At 75.0% G+C, this 11,304-nt stretch carries 8 protein-coding genes; all 8 read left to right on the top strand.

Annotation, left to right across the window (positions count from 1 at the left end; all coding sequences use genetic code 11):
• The coding region (locus tag CBZ_RS04340) for a peptidoglycan D,D-transpeptidase FtsI family protein (protein ID WP_307720744.1) at positions 1–1,805 on the top strand (1,805 nt) is incomplete at its 5' end.
• Between the two features lie 61 nt (positions 1,806–1,866).
• Positions 1,867–3,456, top strand: coding sequence for a UDP-N-acetylmuramoyl-L-alanyl-D-glutamate--2,6-diaminopimelate ligase (locus tag CBZ_RS04335; protein ID WP_130780369.1), 1,590 nt, complete (start codon positions 1,867–1,869; stop codon positions 3,454–3,456).
• Positions 3,453–4,913, top strand: coding sequence for a UDP-N-acetylmuramoyl-tripeptide--D-alanyl-D-alanine ligase (locus tag CBZ_RS04330; RefSeq protein WP_130780368.1), 1,461 nt, complete (start codon positions 3,453–3,455; stop codon positions 4,911–4,913). Before CBZ_RS04335 ends, CBZ_RS04330 begins: the two co-directional genes overlap by 4 nt.
• Positions 4,910–5,992: a phospho-N-acetylmuramoyl-pentapeptide-transferase gene (gene mraY, locus CBZ_RS04325; RefSeq protein ID WP_130780367.1), complete on the top strand. Its 1,083-nt coding sequence runs from the start codon at positions 4,910–4,912 to the stop codon at positions 5,990–5,992. The genes CBZ_RS04330 and mraY overlap by 4 nt, the downstream gene beginning before the upstream one ends.
• Positions 5,993–7,426 carry a UDP-N-acetylmuramoyl-L-alanine--D-glutamate ligase gene (gene murD, locus CBZ_RS04320; protein ID WP_130780366.1) on the top strand — a complete coding sequence of 478 codons (1,434 nt, stop codon included), beginning with the start codon at positions 5,993–5,995 and terminating at the stop codon, positions 7,424–7,426.
• A 3-nt stretch (positions 7,427–7,429) separates the two neighbouring features.
• A complete protein-coding gene (gene ftsW, locus CBZ_RS04315) occupies positions 7,430–8,704 on the top strand; it encodes a putative lipid II flippase FtsW (RefSeq protein WP_130780365.1) in 1,275 nt (424 codons plus the stop codon).
• The gene (murG, locus tag CBZ_RS04310) at positions 8,697–9,854 is read left to right on the top strand and encodes an undecaprenyldiphospho-muramoylpentapeptide beta-N-acetylglucosaminyltransferase (protein ID WP_130780364.1); all 1,158 of its coding nucleotides are present in this window, start codon (positions 8,697–8,699) and stop codon (positions 9,852–9,854) included. The genes ftsW and murG overlap by 8 nt, the downstream gene beginning before the upstream one ends.
• Positions 9,851–11,281: a UDP-N-acetylmuramate--L-alanine ligase gene (gene murC, locus CBZ_RS04305; protein WP_130780363.1), complete on the top strand. Its 1,431-nt coding sequence runs from the start codon at positions 9,851–9,853 to the stop codon at positions 11,279–11,281. Before murG ends, murC begins: the two co-directional genes overlap by 4 nt.
• Positions 11,282–11,304: the final 23 nt, after the last annotated feature.

The raw sequence follows: 11,304 nt of genomic DNA, 5'->3' as shown, positions 1-11,304 counted from the left end.
CCCCCCGGCCCGTCGCGGGCGGCCGTCCCGGCGGTGGCCGTGGCGGCCCGCCGCGACAGAAGGTCGACGCGGGCTCGCGCGGGCGGATGGGCTTCCTCACGGTGCTCGTCGTCGTCGTGCTGCTGGCCTTCGGCGGGCGGCTGGTCTACGTGCAGGGCTTCGCGGGTGCCGAGATCGCGGCCGAGGCGCGTGACCAGCGCCTGCGCTCCTACTCCGTGATCGGGGCGCGCGGGGAGATCACCGACGCCGAGGGGCGTGCGCTCGCGACGTCCGTCGAGCGCTACGAGGTGTCCGTCAACCAGCGGATCGTCGGTGAGTACCGCAGCACCGGCACCCCGGAGGGGTCGGACGGCGCCATGGGCGTGGCCGAGCGGCTCGCCCCGCTGCTCGACATGACCGCGTCCGAGCTCGGTGGGATGCTCGTCGGCGACCGGCAGTTCCGGTACATCCGCAAGGACGTGCTGCCCGAGGTCGCACGCGAGATCCGTGCGCTGCGGCTGCCCGGCATCAACGTGGACCGCGTCGCCGAGCGGACGTACCCGAACGGCGACCTGGCCGGCAACATCATCGGCTTCGTCAACTCCAACGGCGTCGGCCTGGACGGCCTGGAGCGCTCGCTCGACGAGCGGCTCAAGGGCACGCCCGGCGTCGAGACCGTCGAGGCGGGCCGCAAGGGTCAGGCCATCCCCGGCGGCTACTCGGCCGGTTCGCCCGCCCAGGAGGGCGAGTCCGTCCAGCTGACGATCCTGTCGGACCTGCAGTTCAAGGCGGAGGAGGCGCTCGACGCCGCGGTCGCGTCGACGGGGTCCGACTCGGGCAGCGTCGTCGTCACCGACGTGACGAACGGGGAGATCCTCGCGCTCGCCGACTCGGGGTCGGTCGACCCCAACGACCCGGGGAACAGCAAGGGCGGCTCGCTCGCGAGCTCGGTGTCCGACGTGTTCGAGCCCGGGTCGACGGGCAAGGTCATCACGATGGCCGCCGCGCTGGACGCCGGGATCGTGACGCCGACGACCCAGTTCGAGGTGCCGTACACGTACACGACCGAGAACGGCGAGACCTTCAAGGACTCGCACGAGCACGGGCTGCTGCGTCTGACGACCACCGGCGTCCTCGCCGAGTCGTCGAACACCGGCACCGTGATGATCGGCCAGAACCTGTCGCAGCAGACGCGGCACGACTACCTCGCGAAGTTCGGCTTCGGGTCGCGCACGGGGATCGAGCTGCCGGGGGAGTCGCCCGGCATCCTGCGCTCCTGGGAGACCTGGGACAGCTGGGACCGCCGCTCGAAGTTCGCCGTGCTCTTCGGCCAGGCCGTGTCCGTGACCGCCGTGCAGGCGACGCAGGTGTTCGCGACCCTCGCCAACGGCGGGGTGAGCGTGCAGCCGCACATCATCAAGGGCTGGACCGCCGCGGACGGCACGTACACCCCGACGCCGGCTGCCACGACGACGCAGGTCGTCTCGCCCGAGACGGCGGCGACCGTGCTCTCGATGATGGAGAGCGTCGTCGACGACGGCACGGGTGGCAGCGCCGCGATCCCCGGCTACCGCGTGGCCGGCAAGACCGGTACCGCGCAGAACTGGAAGAACGGCACGCAGGGCATCACCGCGTCGTTCATCGGCGTGGCACCCGTCGACGCGCCGCGGATCGCGGTCAGCGTCGTGCTGCACAACCCGAAGACGTCGATCTACGGCGGCACGGTCGCCGCGCCCGTGTTCAAGGACGTCGCCGCGTTCGCGCTCGGTGAGCTGGGCGTGCCGCCGTCGGGCACCTCGCCGCAGCTCTTCCCGACGACGTGGTGAGCGTGCTCACGGCCACCGTCGGCCGGGCGTGGCGGGGGTCCGACCGGGGTAGATTCTCCCCATGACGTCCCCGGCCCGGATGCGCCCCCAGCATCCCGCGACACACCGGGTGGTCGACCTCGCCGAGACGTTCGCCCTGGTCGTGCCGCCGGACGCGACGCCCCTCGACGAGGCGCTCACCGCGACGGGCGTCACCGTCTCCAGCGCCGACGTGGCCGACGGGGACGTGTTCGTCGCCGTGCCCGGCCTCAAGGTGCACGGCGCGACGTACGCGGCGCAGGCGGTGGCCGCCGGGGCCGTCGTCGTCGTCACCGACGCCGCGGGCGCGGTCCTCGTGCGTGGGGCCGGCCTGTCCGTGCCCGTGCTCGTGAGCCCCGACCCGCGCGAGCTCGCCGGGCCGCTGGCCGCGCACGTGCACGGCCACCCGGGCCGGGACCTCGTGACCGTCGGCGTCACCGGGACCAACGGCAAGACCACGACGACCTACTTCGTCGACGCGGCGCTGCGCGCGGCGCACGCCACCACGGCGGTGCTCGGCACGGTCGAGCTCAAGGTGGGCGACGAGGCCGTCGAGAGCCCGCGCACGACCGTCGAGGCCCCGGCGCTGCAGGGCATCCTCGCCCTGGCACGCGAGCGTGGCGCCGGTGCCGTCGCGATGGAGGTGTCGTCGCACGCGCTGGCCCTGGGCCGCGTGCGCGGCCTGACCTTCGACGTCGTGGGCTTCACGAACCTGCAGCGCGACCACCTCGACTTCCACGGCGACATGGACGGCTACTTCCGCGACAAGGCGCGGCTGTTCGCGCCCGAGCAGGCGCGGCGGGGCGTCGTGGTCGTGGACGACGAGTGGGGCCGCCGCCTTGCGGCCACGTCGCCGATCCCCGTCGAGACGGTCGCGACGCATGTCGGTGACCCGGTGGGCGACGACGCCGACTGGGCGGTCGTCGCCGCCGACATCGGCCTCGACGGCGTCGGCTCGACGTTCACGCTGCGCGGGCCCGACGGGGCGCGGCACGAGGCCGCGAGCCCGCTGCCGGGCCTGGTCAACGTCTCGAACGCGGCCCTCGCGATCGTGCTCGCGCGCGCCGCCGGCGTCGAGCTCGCGACCGCGATCGACGCGGTCGCGCACGCCCACGAGATCCCGGGCCGCATGGAGCGCGTCGTGGAGCGCGGGGACGGGTTCCCGCTGGGGCTCGTCGACTACGCGCACACGCCCGACGCCCTCGTCCTCGCCCTCGAGGCCGTGCGCCCCATCACGCCGGGCCGCCTCGTGCTCGTCTTCGGTTCGGACGGCGACCGTGACCAGGGCAAGCGCCCGATCATGGGCCAGATCGCCGCCCGGCTCGCCGACGTGCTCGTCGTCACCGACGAGAACCCCCGGTCCGAGGACCCCGCCGCGATCCGTGCCGCGATCCTCGAGGGCGTCCGCGCCGAGCGCCCGTCGGGCACCGACGTGCACGAGGCGACCAGCCGCGCCCAGGCCATCCGCGACGCCCTCGCCCTGGCGACCGACCAGGACACCGTCATCATCACGGGCAAGGGCCACGAACCGACACAGGAGATCGCCGGGGTGTTCCACCGGTACAACGACCGAGACGTCCTGCTCGCCGTGCGAGCCGAGTCGACCCGCGCCCGGGCGGAGTCGCACGCGTGATCGCCCTCACGGCGGCCGAGATCGCGGCCGCGACCGGTGGTGTGCTGCGCGCCGAGCCCGGCGTCGACGCGCACGCGCTCGTGGTCGCGGGACCCGTCGTCGTCGACTCGCGCGAGGCGGCCCCCGGCGGGCTGTTCGTCGCGCTGCCCGGCGAGCACGCGGACGGCCACGACTACGCCGCGACGGCGGTCGCCGCCGGTGCCGCGCTCGTGCTCGCCGCGCGCGAGCTCACCGCCGACGACGGCCGGCTGCTGCCCGCGGTCGTCGTGCCCGACGTCGAGCGCGCGCTCGGGGACCTCGCGCGCGAGGTCCTGGTCCGGCTGCGCGCCGCGTCGCTCGAGCCGGGCGGTGCCGGGCTGCGGGTCGTCGGCGTCACCGGGTCGGTCGGCAAGACGACCACGAAGGACCTGCTCGCGCAGCTCTGCGGCAGCGCGGGCCCGACGGTCGCGCCGGTCCGCTCCTTCAACAACGAGATCGGCCTGCCGCTCACGGTCCTCAAGGCGGACGAGTCGACGCGGTTCCTCGTGCTCGAGATGGGCGCCAGCGGGATCGGCCACCTCACCTACCTCACCGACATCGCGCCGCCCGACGTGGCGGTCGTGCTCGTCGTCGGGCAGGCGCACCTCGGCGGCTTCGGCGGGATCGAGGCCGTCGCGCGCGCCAAGGGCGAGATCGTCCAGGGCCTCGTGCCCGACGGCGTGGCCGTGCTCAACGCGGACGACCCGCGCGTGCTCGCGATGACCGCGCTCGCGCCCGGCGACGTCGTGACGTTCGGCGCGTCGTCGGTCGCGCAGGTGCGTGCCCGGGACGTCGTGCTCGACCGCACGGGACGCGCGCGGTTCATGCTCGAGGCGCCCGACGGCGACGCGGGCCCGCGGGACGTGCCCGTCGAGCTGCGGCTCGTGGGGGAGCACCACGTGCACAACGCGCTCGCCGCCGCGGCCGCCGCGCTCGCCGTGGGCCTCTCTCTCGACGAGGTCGCTGCCGGACTCGGCGCCGCGGATGCCCTCAGCCCGCACCGCATGCACGTCGTGGAGCGCCCCGACGGTGTGACCGTCGTCGACGACTCCTACAACGCCAACCCGGACTCGATGCGTGCCGCGCTCAAGGCGCTCGCCGTGCTGGCCGGACGCGACCGGCGGTCGGTCGCGGTCCTCGGCGAGATGCTCGAGCTCGGCGACGAGGCGCGCGAGGCGCACGACGCCATCGGGCGGCTCGTCGTCCGGCTCAACATCGGCCTCACGGTCGTCGTCGGCGAGGGCGCGCGAGCCATCCGCGACGGCGCCAACCACGAGGGGTCGTGGGGCGACGAGGTGCTGCTCGCCGACGACCTCGAGGCGGCCACCCGGTTCCTCGAGTCCGAGCTGCGGGCCGGTGACGTCGTCCTCGTGAAGTCGTCGTACGGTGCCGGGCTCTGGCAGCTCGGCGACCGGCTCGTCGGCGAGGTCGTCCGGTGATCGCGGTCCTCGTCGCCGGTGGGCTGTCGATGCTCATCGCCCTGCTCGGGACGCCGCTGTTCATCCGGTTCCTCGTCGCACGGCAGTACGGCCAGTTCATCCGGCAGGACGGCCCGACCGCACACTTCACCAAGCGCGGCACGCCGACCATGGGCGGCGTCGTCATCATCGGCGCGACGCTGCTCGGGTGGCTCGGCGCACAGATCGCGACGGGCACCGTGCCGAGCGCGTCCGCGGTGCTCGTCCTGTTCCTCATGACGGGCCTCGGCGTCGTCGGGTTCCTCGACGACTACATCAAGATCTCGCGGCAGCGCTCCCTCGGCCTCAAGGCCCGCTGGAAGATCGTCGGCCAGGGCCTGGTCGGCATCACGTTCGCCGTCATGGCGCTGCAGTTCCCGAACGAGAAGTTCCGCACCCCCGCGTCGACGCACATCTCGTTCATCCGCGACACGAACATCGACCTCGCCTTCGCGGGCGCGACGGTCGGCCTCATCCTCTTCGTCGTCTGGGCGAACTTCCTCATCACCGCCTGGTCGAACGCCGTGAACCTCACCGACGGCCTGGACGGGCTCGCCACGGGCGTCTCGCTCATCGTGTTCGGCGCGTACGTCGTCGTCGGCGTCTGGCAGTTCAACCAGAGCTGCCAGAACCTGCTCTCGGCCGGGCCGAGCTGCTACGAGACGCGCGACCCGCTGTCGCTCGCCGTCGTCGCCGCCGCCATCACGGGCGCGTGCTTCGGGTTCCTCTGGTGGAACGCCAGCCCCGCGAAGATCTTCATGGGCGACACCGGCTCTCTCGCGCTGGGCGGCGCGCTCGCCGGCCTGTCGATCCTGTCCCGCACCGAGATCCTCGCCGCGATCATCGGCGGCCTGTTCGTCCTCGAGGTGCTCTCCGACGTCATCCAGATCGGGTTCTTCCGGATGACCGGGAGACGCGTGTTCAAGATGGCGCCGCTGCACCACCACTTCGAGCTGCAGGGCTGGGGCGAGGTGACGATCGTCATCCGCTTCTGGATCATCGCGGGGCTGTTCGTCGCGCTCGGTGTCGGCGTGTTCTACGCGGAGTGGGTGGCCGGCTAGGTGGCGGGACCCGACCTGGACGGTGCGCGCGTCGTCGTCGCCGGCATGGGCGTGACCGGCCGCGCGGCCGCAGAGGTGCTCGCGTCGCGCGGCGCGCTCGTCGTGCCCGTCGACGACACCGCCGACGACGTGCTGTCCACCGACGAGCTGCTCGCCGGGACCGTCCTCGACCGCACGGACCTCGTGGTCGCCTCGCCCGGGCTCGCACCGCACCACCCGCTCCTGCAGGTGGCCGCCCAGCGTGCGCTGCCGGTGTGGAGCGAGGTCGAGCTCGCGTGGCGCGTGCGCGTCACGACAGCGTCCGGCGAGCCCGCGCCCTGGCTCGCCGTCACGGGCACCAACGGCAAGACGACGACCGTCGGGATGCTCGAGTCGATCCTGCGGGCGGCCGGCCGCGACGCCGTCGCCGTCGGGAACGTCGGGACGCCGGTCGTGCTCGCCGCGACCGACCCCCGCCACGACGTGCTCGCCGTGGAGCTCTCGAGCTTCCAGCTGCACCACACGTCGTCGATGTCGGCGCAGGCGGCCGCGGTGCTCAACGTCGCGCCCGACCACCTGGACTGGCACGGGTCGCTCGACGCGTACGCCGCCGCGAAGGGCCGCATCTACGAGCACGCGCAGGTGGCGTGCGTCTACAACGCGGCCGACCCGGTGACCGAGCACCTCGTGCGGGAGGCGGACGTCGTCGACGGCTGCGTCGCGGTCGGCTTCACCACGGGCACGCCGTCGGTGGGCCAGATTGGGCTCGTCGAGGACGTCCTGGTCGACCGCGGGTTCGCGCGCCTGCGGCACACGCACGCCGCGGAGCTCGGCACGCTCGCCGACCTGCACCGCCTCGCCGGTCCCGACGGTGCGGTGCCGCCGCACGTCGTCGCGAACGCGCTCGCTGCCGCGGCCCTCGCGCTCGCGCACGGCGTCGCCCCGGAGGCGGTCCGCGACGGTCTGCGCGACTACGCGCCGGGCGCCCACCGGATCGTGCCCGTCGCCCAGGTCGACGGCGTCACCTACGTGGACGACTCGAAGGCGACGAACGCGCATGCGGCGGCGGCGTCGCTCGCGTCGTTCGCCCCCGGCAGCGTCGTGTGGGTCGCGGGCGGTCTCGCCAAGGGTGCGACGTTCGACGACCTCGTCGTGAGCCGCCGCGACCGGCTGCGCGCGGTCGTCCTCGTCGGCGTCGACCGGGCACCCCTGCGCGACGCGCTCGCCCGACACGCACCGGACGTCCCGGTCGTCGAGGTCGACGCCGGTGACACTGGGTCGGTGATGACCCACGCCGTGCACGAGGCCCGACGGCTCGCGTCGGCGGCCCCCGCGGACGCCGGCGTCACCGTGCTGCTCGCGCCCGCGTGCGCCTCGATGGACCAGTTCGCGTCGTACGCCGAGCGGGGCGACCGGTTCGCCGCCGCCGCCCGTGCGCTCGCCGAGGGCGCGTGACCGATGGCTGACGTGCCCGTCCCGTCGGTGCGCCGTCGTCCGCCCGGGCCGACGCCGGTCGTGCCCGCGCCGTCGGACGCGGAGCCGCGGCCGTCGGTGCTCGGGCAGTGGAACAGCGCCGTCACGAGCTACTACGTGCTCATCGGCACGACGACGCTGCTGCTCGTCATCGGGCTCGTCATGGTGCTGTCCAGCTCGAGCGTCGAGTCGCTCGACGAGGGCAACTCGCCGTACGCGGTGTTCTTCGACCAGGCGAAGTACGCGCTCATCGGGCTGCCCGCGCTGCTCGTGCTGTCCCGCCTGCCCGTGCGCGTCATGCAGGCGTTCGCGTGGCCCGTGCTCGGCGCCGCGATCGCGTTCCAGCTGCTCGTGTTCGTGCCGGGCCTCGGCTGCGGCGCGGGCGGCAACCAGAACTGGGTGTGCGTCGGCGGGTTCTCGGCGCAGCCGTCGGAGGCGATCAAGCTCGCGCTGGCGGTGTGGCTCGGCGCCGTGCTCGCCCGCAAGCTCACGCTCCTGCGGGAGTGGAAGCACGCCCTCATCCCGGCCGTGCCGGTCGCGGGCGTGGCCGTGCTCGTCGTGCTCGCCGGGCACGACCTCGGCACCGCGCTCGTCCTGCTCCTGCTGGTCGCGGGCGCGATGTTCGTCGCGGGCGTGCCGCTGCGGATCTTCGGCGTCGCGGCCGTGGCCGGGGCCGGCGTCGCGACGCTGCTGACGGTCACGAGCGACAACCGGACGGACCGGATCATGTCCTGGCTGTCGTCGGACTGCGACGCGAGCAGCGCGTGCTACCAGACGCTGCACGGCGGCTGGGGGCTCGCGAGCGGCGGCTGGGGCGGGCTCGGCCTGGGGGAGAGCCGCGAGAAGTGGTCGTACCTGCCGGCCGCGCACAACGACTTCATCTTCGCGATCCTCGGTGAGGAGCTGGGACTGATCGGCACGCTGCTCGTCCTCGGACTGTTCGGCCTCATGGCGTTCGCGATGGTGCGGGTCATCCGCCGCCACCCCGACCCCTTCGTGCAGATCACGACGGGCGGGATCCTGTGCTGGATCATCGGCCAGGCGCTCGTCAACATCGCCGTCGTCATCGGTCTCGCGCCCGTCATCGGGCTCCCGCTGCCGCTCGTCTCGGCCGGCGGGTCGGCGCTCATCATGACGATGGCCGCGCTCGGCGTCGTCATCTCCTTCGCGCGCTCCGAGCCCGGCGCGGCCGAGGCGCTCGCCGCCCGGCCGAGCGTCGTGCGCCGGTCGCTCGCCGTGATCGGACGGTCCCGTGGCTGACGCGCGACCCGGGTCCGTCCTGCTCGCGGGCGGCGGCACGGCCGGGCACGTCAACCCGATGCTCGCCGTCGCGGACGCCCTGCGTGCGCTGCGCCCCGGCGTCGCGCTGCGGGCGCTCGGCACCGCCGAGGGCCTCGAGGCCACGCTCGTCCCGCAGCACGGGCTCACGCTCGACGTCGTGCCGCGCGTGCCGCTGCCGCGCCGGCCCTCGGGTGACGTGCTGCGCCTGCCGACGCGGCTGCGCGCCGCGGTGCGTGCCGCCGAGGACGCGATCGACGCGGGCGGCTGCGACGTCGTCGTCGGCTTCGGCGGGTACGTCGCGACGCCCGCCTACCTCGCCGCCCGGCGCCGCGGCATCCCGGTCGTCATCCACGAGCAGAACGCCCGTGCCGGGCTCGCGAACCGCCTCGGCGCCCGCTGGGCCGCCGAGGTCGCCGTCACCTTCCCCGGGACGGCGCTGCCCGGCGCGCAGGTGACCGGTCTGCCGCTGCGCGCCGCCGTCGCGGACCTCCTCGTCCGCCGCGCGCAGGACCCGGTGACCGTGCGCCGGGAGGCCGCGGCCGCGCTCGGGCTCGACCCGGACCGCCCGACGCTGCTCGTCTCGGGCGGCTCGCTCGGTGCCGTGAGCGTCAACACCGCCGTCGCGGGCGCGGCCGCCGACCTGCTGCGCGGGGGCGCCCAGGTGCTGCACCTCGCGGGCCGCGGCAAGGCTGACGCGGTCACCGCCGCCTTGGCGGGCGTGCCCGACGCCGACCGCTACCAGGTGCGCGAGTACCTCTCCGACATGCACCTCGCGCTTGCCGTCGCCGACGTGGCGCTCGGCCGCGCCGGTGCGGGCACGGTGTGCGAGCTCGCGGCGCTCGGCATCCCGGCCGTGTACGTGCCGCTGCCCATCGGCAACGGCGAGCAGCGGCTCAACGCCGCGCCCGTCGTGGCCGCGGGGGGCGGCCTGCTGGTCGACGACGACGACCTGTCCGCCGACTGGGTGCGGGCGCACGTCCCGGCGCTGCTCCTCGACGACGCGTCCGCCGGGACCCGGAGTCGGATGGCCGACGCGGCCGCGTCGGTCGGCGTGCGGGACGCCGCCCAGCAGGTCGCGCGGCTCGTCGAGCGGCACCTGCCGCCCGTCGGGACGGGGGAGCCGGCATGACGCGCACCGTGGCCGAGCTCGGCCGCGTGCACCTGGTCGGCGTCGGTGGCGCCGGCATGTCCGCGATCGCCGCGCTGCTCGCCGCCCGGGGCCTGGAGGTCAGCGGGTCGGACGCGGCTGACGGGCCCGCGCTGCCCGGGCTGCGGTCGGCGGGCGTGCGCGTGCACGTCGGCCACGACGCGGCCCTCGTGGGCGACGCCGACACCGTCGTGGTGTCGTCGGCGGTCCGGGACTCCAACCCCGAGCTGGCCGCGGCGCGCGCGGAGGGCCTGACGGTCCTGCACCGGTCCGAGGCGCTCGCCGCTCTCATGGCGGACCGCGACGCGGTCGCGGTCGCGGGCGCGCACGGCAAGACGACGACGTCGGCGATGGTCGCGACCGCCCTGCTGGACGCCGGTGCGGACCCGTCGTTCGCGATCGGCGGCACGGTGCTCACGGCGGACGGAGCCCTCGGCGGCAGCCGCGACGGGCACGGACCGGCGTTCGTCGCCGAGGCCGACGAGTCGGACGGCTCGTTCCTCGCGTACGAGCCCCTCGTCGCCGTCGTCACCAACGTGGAGCCCGACCACCTCGACCACTACGGGTCGCGCGAGGCGTTCGAGGACGCGTTCGTCGCGTTCGCCGGCCGGGTCCGGCGCGGCGGCCTGCTGGTCGCGTGCGCGGACGACGAGGGCGCGGCGCGCCTCGTCACGGCGGCGACCGGTGCGCTCGCCGACCGGGGCGTGCGCGTGGTGACGTACGGGACGTCCGCCACGGCCGACGTCCGCGTGGGCGAGCTGCGGCCCGACGGCGACCGCTGGTCGGTCCGGCTCGTCACGGACGACGTCGCGGTCGACGTCACTCTCGCGGTCCCCGGGACGCACAACGCGCTCAACGCGGCGGCGGCGTGGGCGGCCGCCCGTGGGCTCGGCGTGGCGCCGGAGGCGGCGGCCCGTGGGCTCGCGGCGTTCCGCGGGACCGGGCGCCGGTTCGAGGACCGAGGGACCGTGGCGGGCGTGCGGGTCGTGGACGACTACGCGCACCACCCGACGGAGGTCGCGGCGGTGCTGCGGGCCGCCCGCACGGTCGTCGGCTCGGGGCGCGTGGTCGTGCTGTTCCAGCCCCACCTGTTCTCGCGCACCCGGATCTTCGCGCGCGAGTTCGGCGCCGCCCTCGACCTGGCCGACGTCGTCGTCGTGACCGACGTGTACGCCGCGCGCGAGGACCCCGACCCGGCGGTCACCGGCGCGCTCCTCGTCGACGCGGTGCCCACCGCGGGACGGGCGAGGTTCGTCGCCGACCGCATCGACGCGGCCCGGGCCGTCGCCGCGGCGGCCCGTCCGGGCGACCTGCTCCTGACCGTCGGCGCGGGCGACGTCACCGCGCTCGTCCCCGTGGTGCTCGACGCGCTGGCCGCGGCGCCGTCGTCGGGACCGGAGTCGTCGTGAGCCCGTCGCGGCCGCCGCGGCCG

It is taken from the genome of Cellulomonas biazotea, assembly GCF_004306155.1.
Lineage (GTDB): Bacteria > Actinomycetota > Actinomycetes > Actinomycetales > Cellulomonadaceae > Cellulomonas > Cellulomonas biazotea.
This window is presented reverse-complemented; position numbering and strand designations above follow the sequence as displayed.